Origin of the sequence: Chryseobacterium contaminans (assembly GCF_001684955.1) — a bacterium.
In the GTDB taxonomy this organism is placed as follows: Bacteria; Bacteroidota; Bacteroidia; order Flavobacteriales; family Weeksellaceae; genus Chryseobacterium; species Chryseobacterium contaminans.
On record NZ_MAYF01000300.1, the window covers coordinates 1 to 22,883 of the forward strand.

23 protein-coding genes are annotated in these 22,883 nt (G+C 36.4%); 9 read left to right on the forward strand and 14 right to left on the reverse strand.

All coding sequences use genetic code 11. From position 1 onward, the window contains the following. The 3 genes from BBH99_RS14045 to BBH99_RS22985 all read left to right on the forward strand — a co-directional run. A partial coding sequence (locus BBH99_RS14045) for a site-specific integrase (RefSeq protein WP_165601948.1) occupies positions 1 to 689 on the forward strand: 689 nt, incomplete at its 5' end. A gap of 347 nt (positions 690 to 1,036) precedes the next feature. Continuing rightward, on the forward strand, positions 1,037 to 1,669 hold the full coding sequence (locus BBH99_RS22980; RefSeq protein ID WP_394363558.1) for an AraC family transcriptional regulator: 633 nt from the start codon (positions 1,037 to 1,039) through the stop codon (positions 1,667 to 1,669). Beyond that, entirely contained in the window at positions 1,641 to 1,790 is a 150-nt protein-coding gene (locus BBH99_RS22985; protein ID WP_317041499.1) for a helix-turn-helix domain-containing protein, read from the forward strand. The genes BBH99_RS22980 and BBH99_RS22985 overlap by 29 nt, the downstream gene beginning before the upstream one ends. Positions 1,791 to 1,877: 87 nt before the next feature. On the opposite strand, the gene BBH99_RS14055 is transcribed toward BBH99_RS22985, so the two are convergent. Continuing rightward, a complete protein-coding gene (locus BBH99_RS14055) occupies positions 1,878 to 2,483 on the reverse strand; it encodes an FMN-dependent NADH-azoreductase (RefSeq protein WP_066696880.1) in 606 nt (201 codons plus the stop codon). 99 nt (positions 2,484 to 2,582) lie between these two features. Between BBH99_RS14055 and BBH99_RS14060 the strand changes: the two genes are divergently transcribed. Then, a complete protein-coding gene (locus tag BBH99_RS14060) occupies positions 2,583 to 2,927 on the forward strand; it encodes a winged helix-turn-helix transcriptional regulator (protein ID WP_066696882.1) in 345 nt (114 codons plus the stop codon). Positions 2,928 to 2,988: 61 nt separating this feature from the next. Here BBH99_RS14060 and BBH99_RS14065 read toward each other — a convergent pair whose 3' ends face one another. The 3 genes from BBH99_RS14065 to BBH99_RS14075 form a co-directional block, all read right to left on the reverse strand. Continuing rightward, positions 2,989 to 3,465, reverse strand: coding sequence for a nuclear transport factor 2 family protein (locus tag BBH99_RS14065; protein ID WP_083188832.1), 477 nt, complete (start codon positions 3,463 to 3,465; stop codon positions 2,989 to 2,991). A gap of 80 nt (positions 3,466 to 3,545) precedes the next feature. After that, positions 3,546 to 4,355, reverse strand: a complete 810-nt coding sequence (locus BBH99_RS14070) for an SDR family oxidoreductase (protein ID WP_066696885.1) — start codon at positions 4,353 to 4,355, stop codon at positions 3,546 to 3,548. A 60-nt stretch (positions 4,356 to 4,415) separates the two neighbouring features. Next, entirely contained in the window at positions 4,416 to 4,820 is a 405-nt protein-coding gene (locus BBH99_RS14075; protein ID WP_066696888.1) for a GlcG/HbpS family heme-binding protein, read from the reverse strand. Positions 4,821 to 4,866: 46 nt separating this feature from the next. On the opposite strand from BBH99_RS14075, the gene BBH99_RS14080 reads away from it, so the two are divergent. The 4 genes from BBH99_RS14080 (at position 4,867) to BBH99_RS14100 (ending at position 11,382) form a co-directional block, all read left to right on the forward strand. After that, the gene (locus tag BBH99_RS14080; protein WP_066696944.1) at positions 4,867 to 5,784 is read left to right on the forward strand and encodes a helix-turn-helix domain-containing protein; all 918 of its coding nucleotides are present in this window, start codon (positions 4,867 to 4,869) and stop codon (positions 5,782 to 5,784) included. A 1,360-nt stretch (positions 5,785 to 7,144) separates the two neighbouring features. Next, positions 7,145 to 8,011 carry a helix-turn-helix domain-containing protein gene (locus BBH99_RS14090; protein WP_066696897.1) on the forward strand — a complete coding sequence of 289 codons (867 nt, stop codon included), beginning with the start codon at positions 7,145 to 7,147 and terminating at the stop codon, positions 8,009 to 8,011. A gap of 91 nt (positions 8,012 to 8,102) precedes the next feature. After that, positions 8,103 to 9,032 (forward strand): alpha/beta hydrolase, encoded by a 930-nt coding sequence (locus BBH99_RS14095; RefSeq protein WP_066696899.1) that lies wholly within the window; start codon positions 8,103 to 8,105, stop codon positions 9,030 to 9,032. A 1,228-nt stretch (positions 9,033 to 10,260) separates the two neighbouring features. Continuing rightward, the gene (locus tag BBH99_RS14100) at positions 10,261 to 11,382 is read left to right on the forward strand and encodes a site-specific integrase (RefSeq protein ID WP_066696901.1); all 1,122 of its coding nucleotides are present in this window, start codon (positions 10,261 to 10,263) and stop codon (positions 11,380 to 11,382) included. 195 nt (positions 11,383 to 11,577) lie between these two features. On the opposite strand, the gene BBH99_RS14105 is transcribed toward BBH99_RS14100, so the two are convergent. From BBH99_RS14105 to BBH99_RS14150, 10 genes are all read right to left on the reverse strand, one after another. Further along, on the reverse strand, positions 11,578 to 12,564 hold the full coding sequence (locus BBH99_RS14105) for an alpha/beta hydrolase (protein WP_066696902.1): 987 nt from the start codon (positions 12,562 to 12,564) through the stop codon (positions 11,578 to 11,580). Positions 12,565 to 12,622: 58 nt separating this feature from the next. Beyond that, the gene (locus tag BBH99_RS14110; RefSeq protein WP_066696904.1) at positions 12,623 to 13,306 is read right to left on the reverse strand and encodes a type 1 glutamine amidotransferase domain-containing protein; all 684 of its coding nucleotides are present in this window, start codon (positions 13,304 to 13,306) and stop codon (positions 12,623 to 12,625) included. A gap of 121 nt (positions 13,307 to 13,427) precedes the next feature. Next, complete coding sequence (locus BBH99_RS14115) at positions 13,428 to 14,156, reverse strand: nitroreductase family protein (RefSeq protein WP_066696906.1); 729 nt, start codon at positions 14,154 to 14,156, stop codon at positions 13,428 to 13,430. Positions 14,157 to 14,203: 47 nt separating this feature from the next. Continuing rightward, entirely contained in the window at positions 14,204 to 15,145 is a 942-nt protein-coding gene (locus BBH99_RS14120) for an NAD-dependent epimerase/dehydratase family protein (RefSeq protein WP_066696908.1), read from the reverse strand. Between the two features lie 90 nt (positions 15,146 to 15,235). Continuing rightward, positions 15,236 to 16,597, reverse strand: coding sequence for an aldehyde dehydrogenase family protein (locus BBH99_RS14125; RefSeq protein WP_066696910.1), 1,362 nt, complete (start codon positions 16,595 to 16,597; stop codon positions 15,236 to 15,238). 26 nt (positions 16,598 to 16,623) lie between these two features. Then, positions 16,624 to 17,670, reverse strand: coding sequence for an acetoacetate decarboxylase (ADC) (locus BBH99_RS14130; protein WP_083188833.1), 1,047 nt, complete (start codon positions 17,668 to 17,670; stop codon positions 16,624 to 16,626). Between the two features lie 11 nt (positions 17,671 to 17,681). Further along, positions 17,682 to 18,413: a type 1 glutamine amidotransferase domain-containing protein gene (locus tag BBH99_RS14135; RefSeq protein WP_066696912.1), complete on the reverse strand. Its 732-nt coding sequence runs from the start codon at positions 18,411 to 18,413 to the stop codon at positions 17,682 to 17,684. 211 nt (positions 18,414 to 18,624) lie between these two features. Next, positions 18,625 to 19,536: a helix-turn-helix domain-containing protein gene (locus BBH99_RS14140; RefSeq protein ID WP_185111086.1), complete on the reverse strand. Its 912-nt coding sequence runs from the start codon at positions 19,534 to 19,536 to the stop codon at positions 18,625 to 18,627. A 31-nt stretch (positions 19,537 to 19,567) separates the two neighbouring features. Then, the gene (locus tag BBH99_RS14145; protein WP_066696916.1) at positions 19,568 to 20,512 is read right to left on the reverse strand and encodes an NAD-dependent epimerase/dehydratase family protein; all 945 of its coding nucleotides are present in this window, start codon (positions 20,510 to 20,512) and stop codon (positions 19,568 to 19,570) included. 30 nt (positions 20,513 to 20,542) lie between these two features. Then, complete coding sequence (locus tag BBH99_RS14150; RefSeq protein WP_228390818.1) at positions 20,543 to 21,613, reverse strand: acetoacetate decarboxylase (ADC); 1,071 nt, start codon at positions 21,611 to 21,613, stop codon at positions 20,543 to 20,545. A gap of 588 nt (positions 21,614 to 22,201) precedes the next feature. Between BBH99_RS14150 and BBH99_RS14155 the strand changes: the two genes are divergently transcribed. Beyond that, positions 22,202 to 22,792, forward strand: a complete 591-nt coding sequence (locus tag BBH99_RS14155) for a DUF6624 domain-containing protein (RefSeq protein WP_066696919.1) — start codon at positions 22,202 to 22,204, stop codon at positions 22,790 to 22,792. Positions 22,793 to 22,883: the final 91 nt, after the last annotated feature.

The following is a 22,883-nucleotide window of genomic DNA, read 5'->3' on the forward strand; positions in this document are numbered from 1 at the left end:
TATTATCTAATCCATCTATTGGCAGATACGAAAGAAAAATCAGTCTTAATACTGCATCATCTTATTTTGACAAATTTAGAAATACCATTAAGAGTGCTTTTAATAATAAATATATTTTAACAGATTTCAGTACAATGCTCAAAGGAATAAAATTAGAGGAAACTCATCGCTGTTTCCTGTTCTTACATGAGCTACAAAGTATGGCTGATGCAAAATGTGAATCACAATTAGTTAAAAAAGCTGGCTTATTTTCCGCATTAACAGGTTTTCGTTTTTCCGATATTAAAAACCTTGTATGGGGTGACATACAAGGGTATAAGGGCAGTTTTTACATTATATACAAACAAAGTAAAACTGGAAATGCAGAATACTACCCTATATCAGATAAGACATTAGAAATATTAGGTATTCCAAAAGATAATAATGAAAAAGTTTTTGAAGGAATTAAGTATGATGATGTTATTAAATTTCTTAAACCATGGCTAAAGAATGCCGGCATCAACAAATACTTTACGTTTCATGGCTTTCGACATACATTTGCTACATTACAGCTTGCATCAGGCACATCAATTTATACAATTTCTAAACTTTTGGGTCATAGAAACCTTAAGACAACAGAAATTTATACTAAAATAATAGATTCCGTTGCCAGGGAAGCGTCATTAAAAATTAAGTTAGATTTTGATTAATAGTTAGATAATAAGATATAATAATTTTATTTACTTTTTACCATAGTGGTACATCAAAATTAGTTTTTAGTATTTATTTCTGCTTCTTCGTTAAACTGCTATTAAAATCTCATTTATATTATCTCTTAGGTTGGTAATAAAATTCGATTGGACTTGACTTTTTGCTGGATAACTACCTTGGGTTGATGATTTTTAAAATACTCTATACTTAGATACAACAAGACACAATCTTGTTGAATACTTAATTTCAAAAATAAACTTTTCATATCTATCTCAGTACATTAAGATTAATTGATGCTTATTGAAAAAATAAAATTATTATGCCCATAATCTGTAAAAATGTAATAATGCGGATTACGGTTTACCATAATTTACTGATATACTGTTTTTCTTATATTTGTTTAAATAGCACAAAAATTGTACAGGCAGATGCAACCTATATCTTCAAAAAAGGTGATATTTTTTTAATCCCGAGAAATCAACTAGCCACGATCATCAATTATCCTAAGGATGGACAACCCCATAAAACAGTAGTTATGCACTTAACGACAGATAAATTAAGAGAATTTTATGCAAAAGTCAATGTAAAACCTAATGTTCAGAAAACACAAAAAATATACTCCTTTAACAATCATCCCTTGCTGGAAAGCTGTCTTTCTTCACTGATCCCTTATTTCGAAATGCAGGAACTTCCAGAGCTGATTGCTTCCTTGAAAATCACGGAAGCAATCAGTATTCTCCGCGAGATAGACAAAGAAATAGATCATGTCTTGGCCAATTTTGAAGAACCTGGAAAAATTGACCTTGCGGATTATATGGAAATGAACTTTATGTTTAATTTACCATTGGAAAAATTCGGCTATCTCACGGGAAGAAGTTTAACCACCTTCAAAAGAGACTTTAGTAAAATCTTTAATCTTACACCCCCAGCGATGGCTGACAAAAAAGCGACTGGAATTAGCGCATTACCAACTTCTTGAAAAGAAAAAGAAACCAATCGAAGTTTGTTATGAGGTAGGGTTTGAGAATCTTTCATATTTTTCGTATGCCTTTAAAAAACATTTTGGATATGCTCCAACAGAATTAATAGCAACGGGCTGAATAAACACCAATCCCTTTACACAAACAAAACCGGATTAATAAATCTGCTTTTTGCTCAATACTAGATGACGCTCTCGGTACCCCCTATTATAAACTATAGGCTTCTACCATCTGGAGTGCCTTAGGTAATGCTGTATCCTTCAACGCGGGTATTGCGGAACCTTCAACTCTAAATGTTGTGATGTCGGTAATTCCGATAAATCCCAATATATTGCGAAGATATCTTTCGGTAAGGTCAAACTCCTTCATTGGCCCTTCCGAATATACTCCACCACTTGAAATGGCAAGGAAAACTTTCTTATCCTTTACAAGTCCTTCAACACCATTTTCCGTATAACGGAAAGTAACACCAGCCCGGACAACATGATCGATCCATGCCTTGAGCGACGACGGGATACTGAAATTATACATCGGTACATCAATTACCAATATATCGGCCATTAACAATTCCTTAATTGAATTATTGGAGAAAGATATGGCATGTAACAGGTCAGTGGATAGTTCATCAGGTGAGGAGAAAAATGATGTGAAATGAATTTCATTGAGATGTGGCAGTTCATCTTTTGCCAAATTCATTACAGATATTTCTGTGTCCGGATATTGAGTACTTATTTTTTCAACAATTGCATTTCCTAATTGAAAGCTTAAGGAATCTGTTCCTCTGAAGCTGGTCATTAATCTTAAAATTTTCATTTTATATTTTTTTATTTTTTTGTGGTACAAAGTTCAACATAAATACTATACATTTGTTACCTGTTACAAAAAGGATAGTACTTACAAAAAGAATAGTATATGACAACACATACGGTAGAAACCTGTGCCAAGGCCAAATTAGCGATAAGAGACACCCTGGATGTCGTGGGAGGAAAATGGAAACTTGTTCTCATTTCCTTATTGAGAAGCGGAAAAAAAGGCTTCAATGAGCTTTCACGAGAAGCTGGAATTTCTCCACGGATCCTATCAAAGGAATTACAGGAACTCGAGATGAACGGACTGGTAAGCAGAGAAGTCTGTAATACAAAACCCGTTACGGTACAATACGAATTGACAGATTATAGCAATACGCTTAACGAGGTCCTGGTCGCAATGGAGAAATGGGGGTATCAGCATAGACAAAAGATAATCTCCGGAAATTAAGCAGAGAGCACTCTGTGAGTCATGATTGTGGTTAGCAAAACTTATTGTAGGGTCAAACCAATTACTCTACTTTTATTCGTTTCATAATATCCGTAAATTCTATTCCGTCCAGAAAAGCTACCACGTGGGTAATTTTTCCGTTTTTCATTTTCATGTACCAGGAATAAGAAGACAGATAAGGTTTTCCGTCAAGTGCCAAAGCTTCTCCATCCCAAAGGGCGATTACCATATCGTTATCCACAAAGATATTTCTGACTGTCGGTTTGATTTTCACCTTGAGTTTTTTATTGAGTGGACTGATCACCTCATCCAAAAACTCCTGTTTAGAGTTATACACCTTGGAATAGGGTGTGGAACCTGTAATCTCCCAATGTACGTCATCTGTAAGTAAATCGAAAAAATGGGCATTACCATTATGCCACTGCTGAAAAGCTTCTGTGATAATTTTTTTATTAGCGGATTCTTCCTTGCTATAATTTTGTGCATTTAATGCTGTTGAAAATGTTATCATAACGAATATTGCTGTTATAAGTTTCATAATAATGGATATTAAAGGGTATTTCGGAGGGAAAAACAAACCTGAAGATTTCAGGTTTGTCTAACTACCTCGTTTTTTTGCTATATAGTATTTTCCCAAGCTTTTAACTGGTGATCTTTCAACATATCTTCAATTACCTTAGGAACCACATTCCTGAATTTTCCTTCGTCGGAAGGTACAATTTCTATCATACGGTCAATCATTTCTGTCGGATCCATTTTGCCTTCCGGGGTTGCAAAGAAGTCATCAAAGCCTTTTCTCAGATCGGCTCTTTTAGTGAAATTCACTTCATCATCCAGCCAACGGAAAGGATTATCTGCCATGGTTTCATTGTAGCCGGTGTAATAAGCTCCGGGATTGATGGTCTGCACTTTGATTCCATAGGCAGCAAGCTCCTGTTGCATGGCTTCTGCAAAAGCCTCCAAGGCATGTTTGGTTGAGACATAGGTTCCCCAGTTGGCGGGTGTAAACAGGCCTCCCATGGAAGAGGTGAAAACTACTTTTCCTTTTTTGCCTTCTCTTACCCATTTTTGCACAACGCCTTGTGTAAGAACCAATGGTAAAAAGACATTCACCTCATAATTTTTTCTGACCAGATCTACAGGTATTTCCCAAACCGGTCCTGCTTCACCCATTCCGGCATTGTTCCAGAGAATGTTAAAGTCCCATTTTAAAGCCTGTTTGATGTCGTATTGGTCGGTAAGATCCAATCTTTCCACCCTGATTTTGTCAGATAGTCCCAAGGCTGCCACTTCTTCACGTAAAGGCGTTACCTGCGATGAGACATGTACGGTTGCGATGATGTTATGTCCATTTCTTGCCATTCCGATAGCAGCTCCTTTTCCGAATCCTGAACCTGCTCCTGTGATTAAAATTGTTTTAGTTTCCATTTTGTTGAATTTTTTGTGTTAATGATTAAGTATGTATTTGATTTTTTTGATTGTTGAAGTTTAGTTTTGATTTAGAACCTCAGCTCCAGCGGTTGCAATCTGGAGGTCTTCAGAGACTGCTCCACCGGAAATACCGATATACCCTATTATTTCACTGTTTTTAAGGATCGGGAGTCCACCTGCAAAACCAACTAAGCCGTCATTGGTTGCCATCATTCCGTAAGTTCCGGCTTCCGGTTTCAGGTACTCTCCGACGTTTTCACTGCTGGTTCTGAACAGGCTTGCTGTTTTTGCTTTTTTAATGGCAATATCCATTGATCCCAAAAATGCATCATCCATTCTTTCAAAAGCTTTGAGATGACCTGCTGTATCCAGGATGGCAATGTTTGCGTTCACATTAAGTTGTATCGCCTTGACTCTGGCCATTTGAACAACTTGTCTTGATTCTTCTAGATTGATTTCCATAATGTTGATTTTATATCTTTATTTACAGAAACCTAATGTTATATCTATGAAAACGAGTTTAGACCTTAAGGAAATAGACCATCTTCGAAGCTTTCCGGAACTTACGCCCATTTATAGAGAAGCCTTGGATGACAAGCAGATCAAAGTGTTCAATCGTGAAATTGAAGACTGCAGAAACTACCTTTCGGCTAATCGCAGAGATTTTTATAAGATTTTAATGATTACCGGAGGATATGGTGTTTTTACATTAGGATTAAATAAATATCTCGTTGACAAACCAACATTATTTTTCATCCATCCCAATGATATCATTTCGTGGCAAAAAACATCAGGGGAATCTGCAGGATATTATCTATTGTTCAAAAAGGATTTCATCAATAGCCATCCCATTTTGAAATCGACAGTTGAAAGACTCCCGCTTTTTACTGACAAATCAAAGAGTGCTATTACTATTGAAGAAAATGACCTGGCCGGTTTTATCAGGCTTTGGGAAAGTATGTATAATGAACAGGGAAACGAATTGGGGGCAGAGGCTATCCAGGCTTATATCCAATTGCTCATGATAGACAGTGCGAGGATGTCCAAATTTCCTATTCCTGAAAAGACAAACGATGATTATGACCACATCCATCATTTTTTTGGTCTTTTGGAGAAAGAAATTTCGAATATTAATTATGAAAAACCGATTAAACTGCGGACCGCTCAGGAATTTGCTGACTCTATGCACCTTCATCCAAATTACCTGAACAGGATATTAAAAAAGAGAACGGGACAGAATGTGAGCGCCCATATTAAAGGAAGGCTACTTGATGAATGCAAGGCACTTCTCTTACAGACATCATGGACGCTGGAGCAAATAAGTTATGCGGTGGGATTCTCCGATCAGCCAAACTTTAATTTCTTTTTCAAAAAAAATACGGGATTTACGCCTAATGCTTTTAGAAAGGTATTTTACAATAGCTAAATGTGAAATAGGAAGCATGTTATCTACTGCACTTTTAAATGTTTATTGTTCATCTGTATCAAATAATGAAATTCAGGGGCTTCTTACCTCTGTTTCAACGATTCTCAATGCACCACCTTTAACCCACCCTTGATTTCCTACTTCAGAGATAAAAAAATAAATATGTTGCGGGAAGATAAATTCAATCATTCCAACAAATATTTCGTCATCTTGACATTTTTTGGATTCGACATTAATACGTAAAATTTAAGGTACAGTTGAGAAAGTGAATTATTTAATATTCTGTCATAATTCTACCACCTATCTAGATTGGGGAAATGGTAAAGTGGACACGTTTCTAACCCATTATTCTTGGGTTAAACATTGTGTCAAAAATTGCTTATCTCTATTGCACTATTCTAGCAAATCTCCATACAAGTTGCTATCTACCCTATAGACATGATTGATGTTATCTTTATTACATCTTCCAATTAAATTATATTTTTCCGATTTATAAAGGTAAACTTTTCCGCAGCATCCTTTTTTGATACAATCTGCCGATCCTCTGTTAAATGTGAAATGCCAGGGAGCATCCCTGAGAATCGAAAAATGTGTTTGCTCATCAAATAATACCTCTTTTCCCACAGGAAACTTATCTCCCAACACAAGATAAAGGATCTTATGAGGAAAGGTAGTTTTTTTTTTAAGCTCTCTCTATTGAAATATAAGAATACAGGAATAAAGCAAAGTAACCCCATCATTGAAACTTTCCACACCCATTCAATGCCTTAGCAGTTGGGGTACTTCCCAAGAAATAGAATAACAGAGCGGAAAGAATTAAAAAACCTCCATATGAAAAATTAAACTTCCCCTCGAAAATTTCTCCTGCGTACCATTCCAATGTATCCTGAACCATAGCTTAATTTTTTGTGTTTGATGATTTATTTGCAAATTATAAAGAACTGTAGAAATACACAAGGAGGACAGCCGCCTCAAAAAGTTCTCTGGTTATCTACAGATGAGCCAAACCAACAATAAAAAAAATCCGGAAAAATGGTATGAGACTTCTGTAATTGTCTTGATCTCTTCTGTAATCAGCTGAGGATGAACAGAAGAGCCAAGCTTAATCAAAGCCTTTCCGATTTGGCAGGTACTGAACGCGTAACTTTTTAAAAGATGGGTCTGCAAAAGAAGTAGCTGGCGCACAAGATCAGTTTCTGGTCTTATTTACAAAGTATATTTTTTATAACGATGTTACAGGTTGCTTGGCGGCCGCAATTATATGGTGTTTACCTGTAAAAATTGAAAATATTTCAGTGAAAACTTAAACCCAATAGCCCCACTAATTTCTAAATTTGTATTATATTAAGACGAAAAAGCGTTGAAGAAAAAGTACGATATAAAAGAATTTTTGGATTATACCAACATTAGTGGCTATAAGAACAATTATATCCATTTGGTGGAATACCAAAAGCAGACAGGAATGAAGAGAAAATCCGCACCTATCGAGCTTGATTTTTATCTACTGGCAATTAAACTGGACTACGACAAAAACAAAAACTTTGGTCAGACAACATTTGACAAAGCTGATGCCTTTGTCTATCTTGACCAACCTGGCGATTTTTTACAATGGGATATTGAACATCAAATAACTGGCTATCATATCCTGATAGATGCAGGACTGTTCCGTAAAATTGCCAAAGCGTACAGTTTTACATATTACGGTAATCACGAGGCACTCTTCATTACGAAAGAAGAAGAACAAATAATTACCGACCTCTTCAAAAAGGCATTGTATGAATTTGAGGGGAACGAGCATTTCTCCAAAGACATTGTCATTCATTATGCTTCGCTTATCCTGTCCTACATTCAAAAGTTTTATAGCAGACAATTTGATACGAGGGAGGAATTGTATAACACTACCGTAGCTGAATTTTACAAAAACCTTGAAACCTACTATGATGATGAGCGAAATGCGCTGAACGGAGTTCCATCAGTTGCTTATTTTTCGGACTTGGCTAACCTGTCTTCCAATTATTTTGGTGACTTAATCAAGCACTACACGGGTCGCTCGCCACAGGAACATATACATCAATTATTGATACAGATAGCAAAAAACAAATTAAGAACAACCTCATTAAGCGTGAGTGAAATCGCATTCAGCTTAGGATTTGAATATCCATCCTATTTCGCTACGTTCTTTAAAAAGGAAACAGGTATTTCTCCCAGTGTTTTCAGAAATCAGTAAATAGTTAAAGTCTTCCAGTAATTACTTTAAGCATCAGGGCTTTGGTTCGAAATATCTTTGTATAGTTCAAATAACTTTTAAAGATAAGAAAATGAAAGCAGTAAAATTCAAAAACAGGAATTGGGAAGTAGCGGGTATTTTGCAGTTCCCGAAAGACTTTGATGAAACTAAAAAATACCCAGCGATTGTTTGTGCGCATCCTATCAGCAGTTGTAAGGAGCAGACAGCAGGAAATATTTACGGTAAGGCATTGGCAGAGGCCGGATTTATCACCTTGGTTTTTGATGCTTCCAATCAGGGCGAAAGCGGTGGCGAAGTACGGTTTTTGGAAGATCCCGCAACTCGTGTTGAGGATTTCCGTTGTGCAGCAGACTTTTTAACTACATTAAATTACATAGATGAGGAAAAAATCGGTGTTTTGGGCGTTTGTGGAGGAGGTGGCTATGCTGCCAATGCAGCAATGACCGAAAGACGTTTTAAAGCAGTAGTAACCGTTGTGGGAGCCAATTACGGACGTTTACTTCGTGAGGGAGATTTTACCACAGATGCCGCTATCAAAACTTTAGAGGGGATCGCCAAGCAGCGTACTGCGCAGGCTAGAGGTGCTGAACCTGTTATTACAGTTTATAGACCGAATTCACAAGAAGACAGAAAGGCAGCAGGCTTAAACGATATTGACCTAATAGAAGCTGTCAATTATTATCAGACTCCGAGAGGGCAGCATCCGAATTCTCCAAACCATCTACGTGTGGACAGTTTGGACAAAGCGATGGCTTTTGATGCATTCCACTTAGCTGAGCTATTACTTACCCAACCGCTTCATGTGGTTATTGGCGATAAAGTGGGTGCATTTGGTTCGTATAGGGACGGACTTGAATTGTTTAGTAAAGCAGCATCGAAACAGAAAAGCATCCAGATTGTTCAGGGAGCAAGTCATTATGATCTATATGATGTTCCCGAATACACAGCGCAAGCATTGGCTGAAATAATTCCGTTCTTTAAAAACATTTTAACAAAGTAACTTTCTAAACCACGTTAAAGAAAAGAATGATGAAAAACTTTCTTAATCAATGGCATGGGATTAAAAACCTGTCGGAAGATTTATTCTTCCGACAGGTCATTTCATATCTTGACAGATTGAACAGAAGTTCAAAATTAAAGACCTCACTTACAGTTAAGGAAAGTGAAACGATATCTCTGAATCCCACAATTTGCTTATACCCAGATTTCTTTGGTTTGTAATATCTGTAACATTTTACGGGAAATAGAATTTTCAAACCATTGATTATCAACCAATTACATGCTTTAGCACAAATCCTGTAATATCCTGATTTAATGCAACTTATGTAATTTTATTCTAATGCTCAAATTTTTGCCCCTTTGGCATAAAATCACAAAATTTGAGCATAGGAAAAATAGAATCGTTATAGAATTTCATTATCTAACTTACTCCAAATGATATTAAATAATTCTTATAGACGACTATTGGATTCTATATACCTTTATTTTGGAGAAATTATTGTTTTTATAAACTCCATAGCTTGACCTATTTTTAAAAATTGTAATCATTTAAAAATTTCCAATTTCATCTGGATGAACTAAAAAACTAAATTTTAGAATTATTTTTCACAGATTAAACTCTTCTTTGGGCTCAATTTTGTATCCATTTAATTGCATTGCCCTGAATAAAGGAGTATAATGACATCCCCAATGCCATTATTGAAGCCTATGGCCTGAATAAGTATTTTTTTGGACCTAAAAAATCTGATTATGAGCTCGAATATCAGAATTGAAAGAGTCTGCCAATATTGCGGTACAAAATTTATTGCCAAAACTATAGTTACCAGATACTGTAGTCACAGCTGCAATAGAAAAGCCTATAAACTCGAACAAAGAAATAAAAAAATAGATTACATAAGGTATGCGGTTCGAAATATTGAAGAACTAAAGTACCAATCTATAGGTCCTCCGATATACCTTACGGTAAAAGAAACTTCTGCAATATTAAAATGCAGTACAAAAATGGTGTATTTCTTAATTACTACAAGTCGTTTAAAAGCCATCAACCTATCTGTGAGAAAAACGAGAATTAATGTATTAGATCTAGCACTAATTTATTAGAATCAATAGCCTCCAAAATAGAGCAAAATTGACTTCATAATATTTTTGAGGACTTCAATAGCTTTTGCTGTAAGTCAATTTGACAACGGCCAACTATAATCTAATCCCTAATACCAAGATCATAGCAAATGTTACCCTGCGCCCATAAACCCAGAGGTAAAGGAAGAAAAAGCTTGTATTTAGACATCTATCCCCCTATCCAAAGTGAAACAACCGGCAAGCCACTTAGAAAATTCTATCTTAAATTATACATTTACAATCGGCCAAGATCTGAGGCTGAAAAACTCCATAATAAACAAACCGTTTCATTGGCTGAGCATATACGTGCCCAGCGACAAATTGACCTTGATAATGCTGACTATGAATTTTTAAATAAGACAAAATTTAATGCTGATTTCATAGAATTTTTTCAAATAGAAGCTGACAAAAGACCAGGATCAGTGCATTGGAGTATGGCAGTTGCCTATTTTAAAAAATTTGTGGGTAACGTATTTCTATTTAAACATCTTAATGAAACACTCTGTGAGGCCTATAAAAATCATCTATTATCTTCCCCTGCGGTTGGGCGCTCAAAAAGAAAAATTCAAAAAAATACAGCGTCCACTTATTTTTCAAGATTTAGATCCGTTCTTAAAAACGCCTATAGGAATAAATACATTTCAACAGATCTCGGAAATGCCATTTATAATATCAAAATAAATGATACCCATAGACCTTCCCTTTTTAAGGATGAATTACAAAAAATGGCCGATTCTGAATGTAGTTCCCCAATTGTTAAGAAAGCAGGCCTATTTTCTGCATTAACAGGACTTCTCTTTTGCGATATTGAAAATCTAAAGTGGGGCAATATACAGGGAACTCCCGGTAATTATTATATACTATATAAGCAGAATAAAACTGGAAAGGCAGAATACTACCCTATTTCAGATGACACCTTTTCATTATTAGGACCTCGTGGAGAAGATGAAGTAAAGATTTTCGAAGGCCTGAAATACGATCTTGTAATAAAATATCTTCCAGAGTGGCTTAAAAATGCGGGAATCAAGAAACATTTTACATTCCATGGTTTTCGTCATACGTTCGCAACATTACAGCTGACATCCGGCACGGATATCTACACGGTATCAAAATTATTAGGGCATAAGGATGTTAAAACTACTGAAGTTTATGTGAGAATTGTAGATGAATTGACCAAAAAGGCTTCAGAAAAAATCAAATTAGAGTTGAATGGAAAAAACTTATTAAACTAAAATAAGTAGATCCTTCGATAAGACTAATTTTTTAATTACTTCATTTATCATCATTTTTAATATAAAAAAATCAGCGAGCTGCTATTACACATACTTAAATGCACCAGCTCTTTTAAAGATAAAGAAGGCGAATGTAATTTACTCATCCGCCTTCGAAATATAAGCCTAGAAAAAATATTAAAAAAAGCTGACTAATTAAGCTTTTCCAAATAAAGCTTTTTTAAGTGCTAATGCACCTTGTTCGGAAGAAAACTTTATTGCATCTATATGATCCAGCGGGTTTAATAATCCATAGTCATGGATAAATCCGTTATAAGTCTGGATCGTGGTTGGCACACCTGCTTCATCTAATTTTCTGGCATATGCTAATCCTTCGTCAAAAAGGATGTCATTCTCCGCCAATTGTACTAATGCTGGTGGTAGTCCTTTTAACTGCTCTAAAGAAGCGTTGAAAGGTGTTGCATAATACTCTTTTCTTTTTTCGAGATCGGGTAAATAATTATCCCACATCCATTTCATCAATGGAGCAGTCAGGAATCTTCCTTCACCATATTTTTGCCAGGATTCACGAGTAAAATCAGCGTCCGTTACCGGCCACAATAATAATTGAAATTTTATCTCCGGGCCACCTTTATCCTTAGCCATATGACAAAGTACAGCAGTCATATTCCCACCTACACTATTTCCGGCAGCGGCCATATTTTTACCGTCTACTCCGATTTCAGCACCATTTTCTGACACCCATTTTGTGGCAGCATAAATCTGATTGATGGCTACTGGATATTGTGCTTCCGGAGATGGTGTATAGTCCGTAAAAACAGCTGCAGCTCCGCTATTCACAACCAAATCCCTAACCAGCCTTCTATGGGTAGGATAATCTCCCAATATCCAACCTCCACCATGCGTAAACATAAATACCGGAAGATTTTCCGAGGTTGTGTTAGCAGGTTTAACGATGTGAATATTTACCGTAATATCATCCTGGGTAATTTCTCTTTCTGTTTCAATAATCCCGGAGTAATCAACCTCTACAGATTTCTGGGCATCTACTAATACCTGCCTTGCCTGCTCGGGAGTCAAGGTTTCCAGGGGACTTCCGCCACTGTTATTCAATGCATTGAGAAATTCTCTGATCCCTGAAAGGATCTGCGGATCGTTTTCCGCTTTAATGTTTGACGCCATAATTAGAATTTTAATGATTAACTATAATTTATTGGGCTTATTCAAGCCTGAAAGTACATTATTTATCAAGCTCTTTAGCAACAACTTTTGCCATTTCTTTTGAACTGAACGGGTTTTGTCCCGTAATCAGGTTCCCATCCACGATAACATTGGATGTCATGGGGATACATGCTTTTTTCAGATTTGCTCCACGTTCAACAATTGAAGCTTCCAGATTAAAAGGAACTTCTCTTTTTCTTCTGGCTATGGTTTCCTCAAACCAGTCGAATCCTGTCATTGATTTCCCCGTTATCAGATAAGTATCGTCTGAAAGCTTTACATTAATCAATCCTCCTACTCCATGGCAGATAGCAGCAACCATTTTTCCACTTTCGTATTGCTTTCTGATCATATTTTGCATAATAAGATCATCGGGAAAATCATACATTGTTGCGTGGCCACCTGCGAGATATACACAGTCAAAATCTTCATTCTGAACTTCCAGCAAACTCTTTGAATGGTTGAGCTCGCTCATAAAAGCAGGATTTTCGTAATATGATCTTGAAATTTTATCTAATACAAGAGGCTTTAAACTCTCAGGATCGATAGGAACACCTCCACCCTTAGGGCTTGCTATGGTAACTTCCCATCCCTTCTCCTTTGCTAAATGATAGATATGGGTAAGCTCACTCAGCCATAGACCAGTTTCTAAACCACTTTTATAATGCCCTATATTGGTTACAACCAGAAGGATTTTTTTCATTTTATATCTTTTTTTCTGCCATTTAAAGTTACTGATAAATGAATGGACCTATGTAACCAAATCAAAGAAGATTGTAACCGAATCTCTGTAAAAAATAATGGATATAGATCTAAATCCTTAATTATCTCTTTATATATACTTCACCGAAGGGAACCCTGCAGCGTTCTCCCCAAATTCCTTCATTTCCTTTTCTGATCCCGCAGGAAACAACCATATTCACTTCAGCTCCCCGCGGTAGTCTCAGTACCTTTTTTAATGCCTTGCTGTCAAAACCTTCCAGAGGGCAGGTATCATATCCTTCATTTGCCATGGCTATCATAAAAGTTTGAGCTGCCAACGCACAAGATTTATGAACCACCACCCGCATATCACTTTCTGAGACCTCCCTTGTAATTGTCCTGAACATCCCTATAGTTCCTGTCAATAATTTTCTGAAAGCTCCCAACAAGCCAAAGAAACGTCCGTATAATAAGGGCATGATCTTCCCATAATATAATTCTCTGTCCTTGATTCGTTTTTCCTGCCTCTCAGCCGGGCTGTTACGTCTTATGTTTCCCTTTTCAAAATTCAGCACAAACCTGGCTCTTTTGCGAAACAGATCACGTCTTGTCACAAAAACCACGATCTGTGCCGCTGTCGAGGTCGCAGTTTGATCCAGGCAGGCCCTGGAAATTTCCGATAGCAGATCAGGATCTGTAATGTGATAAAATTCCCACAATTGCATATTGGAACTACTGGGAGCTAAAGCAGCTAATTGAAGACATGCTCTGATCTTTTCCTCTGCAACAGGTTTTTCCCGGTCATAGACACGTACAGATCGTCTAAAGTCCATTACTTCTGATAAATCCATATCAATTATAGTTTTTACAATATGACTAAAAATATCTTTATAAGAGACTAAAGTTTCTTTTCTCCAGACTGTTCCCGCTTGATCTGCTCTATTCCATCTCTATAGCTTGTAACCTTAAATTCAGGAAAACGTTTTCTGAATTTTGCGTCATCAAAAAGATTATCGTACGAATATCTCGGAAGTAATTCCAACAGCTCTTTTACCTTAGGATTAAACCACGATCCTATTTTGAATAGAATTTTTGGCACTACGGTATATTTCAGTGTTTTTCCATAAATTCCGGATGCCATTTGTATAAATTCTTTATAAGTGGGGTGACTTGCGTCAACCGGCAGGTGCCATGTTTGTCCATACGCATCAGGTGTATTACCGATTAATGCTGTAGCACGGCTTGCATCCGGTGTCCAGATCAGGCTTCGTTTTTTGCGGTCACTTAAAGGAACTTTTAATGTTTTACCTTCTTTTATGTTGTCAAAAACTAAAGTGTTGGTAATACTCTGTGTTTTAGCAGGACCATAAAACTCCGGAGCTCTACAAATCACCGCTTCAAGTTCTCCTGACTGGATTTCCTTCAACACCATATCTGCCATCTTTCTTCTTACCTTTGCTTTTCTTCCGAGCGGACTAAAAGGAGTATTTTCGGTAAGGTTCCTGTCATCCTGTGGATACATATAAGTATTATCAAAAAACACCAGTTTAGTTCCATTGATTTTACAGGCATCAATCACGTTTCTGAGAATCACAGGAAACTTACTTTCCCACAGATCTGAACTGATAGGTAATCCAAGGGTAAAATACGCAATTTCACTTCCTCTTACAGCTTCAATGGCTTTCTCCTTTATGGAGAGGTCAGCTGAAAAAACCTCATCAGTATCATTTACTTTATTCGCTTGAAGGCTCACAATCCTAATGTCGGAAGTGAAATTTCTTTTTAACTCTCTTGCCAGTTCTTCACCGATCTGTCCGTTGGCACCTAATATTGTTTGCATTATTTTCTCTTTTAAATTTATAGTACAAAATTCGGTCATATCAGCCACAAAAAAGTATCCGAATCAATGGAGGTTGTAACATAATCTCGGTTACATCACCTTTTTTATCCAGTGCATTTTTTTGTCGGTGTAAGGAGGATATTTCAGATCCGGTTCGCCCCAGGTGGCTTTGTCTATAACCGATTTTTGGTGAGAGAATGCAAGGAAACCATATTCTCCGTGATAATTTCCAATGCCGGAATTTCCGATACCCCCAAAAGGAAGGTAATGATTGGTAATATGCATCAAAGTATCGTTAATAACACCACCACCGAAAGAAACCAGATGGAGAAGCTTCTGTTTTTCTTCTTCATTTTTTGTAAACAGATAGGCCGCTAAAGGTTTTTCTCCTTCAATTATCTTCTCCAAAATCTCATCATAGTTGGTATACCCAATGACCGGAAAAACAGGCCCGAAAATTTCCTCCTGCATTACGGCATCATCCCAATTGACGTTATCCAAAATTGTAGGTTCGATATATAAAGTTTCTTCATTGGTGTTACCGCCATAGAAAATTTTATCTTTATCAATAAGAGAGGACACACGGTCGAAATTTCTCTTGTTGATGATGCTGGTAAAATGCTCTGCACCGTCTGAATAGTTGACTTCTTCCAGCTTTTCTTTTATCAGCTGTAGTAATTTCGGCTTCACCGATTCTTCCACTAACAAATAATCAGGGGCAATACAGGTCTGTCCACCGTTTAAAAACTTGCCCCAAACCAAACGTTTTGCTGCAACTTCCAAATCAGCTGTTTTAGTAACAATAGCGGGTGACTTTCCACCCAGTTCCAGCACAACGGGAACCAGGTTTTTAGCCGCTGCCTCATATACTATTTTTCCTACTTTAGGGCTTCCGGTAAAGAAAATTTTATCCCAGCGGAGTTGAAGCAGCTCGGTGGTTTCAGGAACACCGCCTTCAGCAACGAATAGATAATTGGACGGAAAATTACTGTTGATTAAATCAGATAACAGGTGCATCGTATTTTCTGGCAGTTCGCTGGGCTTCAGCACACATGTATTTCCTGCTGCAATAGCTGTAACCATAGGCAGCAATGTGAGCTGTAAAGGGTAATTCCATGCACCAATGACCAGTGTTACCCCCAAAGCATCATAATAAATATGACTGTTTCCAGGCTGCAGATTCAGTGGTGTTTTTACTTTTTTGGGCTTGCTGAGCTTGTCCAGATTTTTCAGGAAAAAATCGATTTCATTGTAAATGAGATTTAATTCCGTTAAAAATGTATCGAATTTTCCTTTTCTAAAATCTTTATAAATTGCATCGTACATACGATTTTCATTCTTTTTCAGAATGGTTTTAAGCTTTTTCAATGTCTCCTTACGAAAGGTTATGTCTTTGGTCTGATGTGTATTGAAAAATGCTTTTTGCGATTGGAATATTTTATCAAAATCCATTGCTTTAAATTTTAGGGGTTATTGGATTATTTATTTTCGTCCTTTACCAGTTCTGGTGTATATAATGCGGCCTGAAACTCCGGCTGATAATCGTACTTAACCAGTTTACTTAAACCTAATGATTTAATAAAGGTTGACAAAGGGCCATCAGATAGGTTTAATTGAATGTCTTCAGCACTTTTGCTGCTTGCTTTCTTCATGGCGCGAACATCAGTATAACCGTGTGTCAGCTGGCCTTGCTTATTCAGATTGATGAAATTGGAACGGGTAATTTCCGGTGTTGATGTTGAAACATCCAGTTTTTTCCCTGCCATTGAAAAGTCGAAATTTCCTTTTTCATCATAGTAATTGAACGTCAGGTTATTGCCTTCGTTAGTATAGTCAATAGGGATCAGCCATTTTGGCAAATTGTAACCATATACACCTCTCACTCTTGCCAGTTCTGTATTTACAGGCAATTTCAATACATAACCCCATAGGTTCTTATCATTGAGTTCCCCCATTAGCGAAATCAGTCCCCAGTTGCTTTTACCCGGTTTTGTCGTTACGATGGAGATGGACAATTCGTTATAAAAATCATTATCGCAGTAATGGTAAGCGTAAGACGTAATAGCTATCAAGCCCTTTCCAGGCGTATAGGAAATCGGTTGTACCAAACCTTTAACTTTTTCCGGAATCAACTCTTTTATTTTTGCCATATCAGCAGTGTAAATGGCTGTAATGCTGCTATTACTGTAGTAGAAGTTCGGCGAGTATGTGGTAAAGCCCACTTCTTTTTTCTGTTTTTGAATGGTTTTGAACCAGCTCAGATCAATATCGGGTCTTTCCTTTGCAACAATATCCATAGGTGAATTGGAATGAAATCTGTCGAACAAACCGCCTTTCAGTACAGGCATCTTCTGACCTGCCAGCTCAATGAGCGTATCTTTTTCGCTAGGATTGTTGGTTATCGGTTGTACACTTTCCTTATTCGAAGCTGTGTTCACAACTGCTTTACTTAGGAAAAAGCCAGGGGCAAAGAGCAGAATTATAGCAATAATTACTACAATTGCCAGAATTTTTAATTTTTTCATTTTAGTTTGTTTTAATGTTGATTATTATTTATGATTTTAGATTGTGCAGTTTGTTTGTCCAGTTCATGGATCACGACTTTTGCCATTTTCTTTGAACTGAATGGGTTTTGCCCGGTAATCATGTTTCCGTCCACTACAACTTTGGAAGTCATCGGGATAAATGCCTTTCTGTAATCAGAGCCTCTATTTTTTAAGCTCGCTTCAAGATTAAAGGGAACCTCCTTTTTTCTACCGGCAAGACCTTCTTCAAACCAGTTATAGCCGGTAAGTTTTTTACCTTTGATCAAATAATTTCCATCGGATAATTTTACATTAAGCAAACCGCCGGCTCCATGACAAATGGCCGCCACCAATTTTCCGCTTTCATATTGTTCAGCAATTATTTTTTGTAGCGTTTTGTCATCAGGGAAATCATACATAGTTCCATGTCCGCCTGCCAGATAAACTACATCGTAATTATCATTCTCCACTTCTTTAAGACTTTTGCTATTATTCAGCAGTTCACGGAAGGAATTGTCATTCCAGTATTTTTTTGAAACTTTATCCAGTGTAAAAAATTTCAGGCTTTCAGGGTCTACAGGAATATTGCCACCATTGGGACTTGCAATGGTAACATCATAGCCTTTGTCTTTTGCTGCCTGATAGATATGGGTGAGTTCACTCAACCACAAACCGGTAGGATAATTCCCACTCGCATACATATTGATATTGGTAACAATAATTAATATTTTGATAAGACTCATTGTATAGATATTTTTATACAACAAAGGTCCAAAACATATGATAAGTTAAAGTAGCCCAAATAAGGAAAGTTGTAACAGAATCTCTGTTTTATTGATTTATTTCAAGTTCCAAACCCATTAAAACATAAAAAAGATGGGCGATAATAATTACCACCCATCTTTTCTATATTTATTGATATTAATCAAATCCGTAAGGTAGAGTACCTTTTCATTAATTAAATGAGGCCCTGAATTCCAGAGGAGAAAAAGTAGTACGGTTTTTAAACAGGCGATGAAATGACTGCGGATGTTCAAACCCTAATTGATAAGCAATTTCTGATACTGACAATTCCGTGGTTGAAAGTAATTCTTTGGCTTTCTCTATCAAGCGGTTCTGAATATGCTGCTGGGTTGTTTTTCCTGTTTGAACCCGAAGCATATCGCTTAAATAGTTGGCACTTAGATTCAGTTCACTTGCTATTAAGTGAACTGAAGGTATTCCATTGACTACTAAATTATCATTTTTGAAATAACCATCCAGTAAGTTTTCCAACTTTGTAAGTAAATCAGTATTCGCCTTTTTTCTCGTTAAAAACTGACGGTTATAGAAACGGTCACAATATTTAAGCAAAAGCTCAATATTGGAAATCAGCAGATCCTGTGTAAAACCATCCATATTCCCTTCAATTTCATTTCCAATGCTATGAATGATATCCATAACAGAGGTTTCTTCTTTTTCTGAAAGGTGCAACGCCTCATTGGTCGCATAGGAGAAATAACCATAATCTTTAACCTGCGATGCTAAAGGATATCCCTGAAAGAAATCAGGATGCACTACCAAAACAAATCCCTTTACACCATTCAGAAGCACATCTTCAAATTGGAGTACCTGATGAGGGGCAATAAAATACATGATCCCTTCATCAAAATCATAATACTGTTGTCCATATCTGCACTTTCCTCCTGCACATTCCTTTTTCAATGCAATAACATAAAAATCTGTAGTAATTGCACTTAGGATTGTTTCCGGTTCCAGGCTGACATCATCAAAATTGAACACACTAATCAGTGGATTCGACGGTTTTTTCAATCCCAGAAACTGATGCAGAGCATTAATTGACGAAACCTTTTCCGGAGTTTTCATATTTTGATTTTCTGATTTATACATAACTAATTTACTGATTTTTTTTAATTGAAGTTTGTTCATTTCTGATTTGTTCAATCCCTTCCCTGTAACTTGTTGTCTGAAACTCCGGAAAACGACTTCTGAATTTGGCATCCTCAAACAGATTATCACAAGCATACCTTGGTAGTAACTCCAATAATTCAGCGAATACTGCACTGGATTGCGCTCCTTTTTGGAATATATATTCCGGTATTACTGTAAACTCAAATTCCTTTTCATAAATTTCAGATACCAGACTGATAAACTCGGCATAAGTGGGATGACTATTATCCACGGGTAAATGCCATGTCTGCCCATATGCATCCGCTGTATTTCCGATCAATGCAGTGGCACGGCTTGCATCCGGTGTCCAGATCAGGCTCCTTTTCTTATCTGTACTCAATGGAATTTCAATAGTCTGCCCCTCTTTGATTTTATTAAAGATCATCGTATTGGTAATACTCTGTGTTTTACCCGGACCATAAAACTCAGGAGCACGGCAAATTACCGCATCTATCTGTCCTGAGTTCATTTCCTCCAACAACATTGCTGTCATTTCTTCCCTCACCTTTCCCTTTCTGCCCACAGGAGCAAATTCAGTATCCTCGGTAAGAACTCTGCCATCCTGTGGATACATATACGTATTATCAAAGAATACAAGCTTAGTTCCATTAATCTTGCATGCATCTATTACATTTCTGGTAATAAGAGAGAACTGCTCCTCCCAAAGAGATGTACTTATAGGCAATCCTACTGTGAAATAAGCAATTTCACTGTTTTTTACAGCTTCAACCGCGTTTTCTTTAATTAATAAATCTGCCGGAAAAACCTCATCGGTATCATTTACTTTTTGTGCATTTCTGCTGACAATCCTGATATCTGAGGTAAAGTTTCTTTTTAACTCTCTCGCCAGCTCTTCGCCAATCTGACCGTTAGCTCCTAATATTGTTTGCATATTGCTTTACGTTTTAATTATTTAATATCTTTATTTAGATTTTTCTGCTAATTCAGGAGTATACAGTGCCGCCTGGAATTCCGGCTGATAATCATAACGCATGAGTTTACCAAGATCCAATGATTTGATAAACATGGATAAAGGCCCGTTGGTAAGATTGAGCTGTACGTCATCCTTCTTTTTGCTGCTTGCTTTCTTAATGGCTCTGACATCAGTATAACCGTGAGTCAGTTGGCCATTTCTATCCTTGTTAATAAAATTTGAACGGACAATATCCGGTTGAACATCTCCAATAGCCAGTTTTTTCCCTCCCATTGAAAAATCTATTTTCCCGGACTCATCATAAAAGTCGAACTTCATCATCTCTCCTTGATCACTATATTTCATTGGAATCAACCATTTCGGCAGATTATACCCCACTACCCCACGAACTCTCGCCAGTTCTGTGTCAACAGGAAGCTTCAGAACGTACCCCCAAAGATTCTTATTCTTAAGTTCATTCATAAGGGAAAATACTCCCCAATTTGTTGAATTTGGTTTCGTAGTTACAATAGAGATAGATAACTCGTTATAGGAATCATTATCACAATAATGGTAAGCATATGCTGTGATCGCAACCAGGCCACGTCCAGGGGTAATTGAAATAGGTTTCACAATATCACGGACTTCTGCTGGGATTAGCTTTTTCAGCATTTTCATATCAGCAGTATATATTGCCGTTATACTACTATTACTGTAATAGAAATTAGGAGAGTATGTTGTAAAGCCAACCTCTTTTTTCTGTTTTTGAATAGTTTTAAACCAGCTCAGATCAATTTCAGGCGCTTCTTTTTCAACTACCGACAAAGGTGGGTTTGAACGGAATCTGTCATAAAGTCCTCCCTTTAAAACAGGAACCTGATGACCCGCTAAATTGATGATTGTCTGGTTGGATTTGAGTGTGTCTATTTTACTATAATTTTTATTCCATCCAGAAATTGAAATATTTTTGTCCGCAATCTGCGAGTTAAAAGAAATTGAACCTTTTACATCCATAGCTGCCATACCAGTGGAATACATACCCATACCGGCAGTTATAACTAACATTTTAAATGTGTTCATACTATATTGTTTTAAGTATGACAAAGTTCCAAAGACTGGAAGCAAACAGAGTATCCGAATTAAGGTAAGTTGTAACAGAATCTCTGTTGAATAAAATTGGATTAGTTAAACTTTAATATAACTTAATGAAATTCATCAATGAATTTACTAACGACAATGTATAATATTCGTAACTTTGTATAGTATATTATTGGTTTGTGGAGATTTACCCCTTATTTGTCCCTCAATGGCGATAAATAACTGATAGTAAGGCTTTTCGAATTTCTGTATCGGGAAATAAATAAGATAGGTAAAACAAACTTAAACAAACCAAAGTTTGATAATTAGCTAATTACAAAATTTATAATTTTGTGTTGATTATCAAATATTTGTTTTGTTTTTTTATTTATTGTCCCCCACTTGTCCCCCAAACTGATTATGACTTGACAAAGTTAGGAAGAGATAGGGTTTTAGAAACTTTAAAAGAAGAGTCTTTAGGCCTATCATCTTTACATATTTTATTCCGACACTTAAAAATAATTCCTATTTTTACAATTAATTTTTAATCAAAAATGGTCAATATATTTAGAATATGACACAAAAATAGAAATGAAAATAAAAAAAATATTATTTAGCATATTAACCGCTCTTGTTTTAATGATATCAATATTCCTTTATATAAATAAGGATAAATTTGTCTATGTAGGTTCAGTAGATATTATTGAAGTTGATTGCAGCAAAAAACTTCAAATCTTGAGCGAAGTTTTAGAAAGTGACCAAAGGATTAGAAAATCAAATGAACTCATCAAATATGCTAAAGAAGACCATAGGAATCAAGAATTAGTGATTAGCATTATTGAAAAGTGTGGTATGCCAACATTAAAGGAGGTGGGTCAAAAACAAATGGATGCAATCTGGTTAGGACTGCAACATACTACTAAAGAAATTAGAAAAAAGTATTTTCCACAAATAGAGAAAGCGGTTGAAAATGGAGACTTATCTAAACAACAATACGCATTGATGAAAGATAGGATTTTAATGGACGAAGGAAGCCCCCAAATATATGGTTCACAAATAGAAAATGGTAAATTGTATAAATTAGAAAATCCTGAAACCGTGAACGAAAGAAGAAAAGAAATGGGAATGGAACCAATAGAGGATTATTTAAAGAATTTCAATATTCAGTTCAATCGGAATTAACAACTTATGTCTGTATCGGAAATAGAACACAACTCATTGATAAAAAACAAATTACACGCTTCAATAATATTTATATAACATATTGATGTAA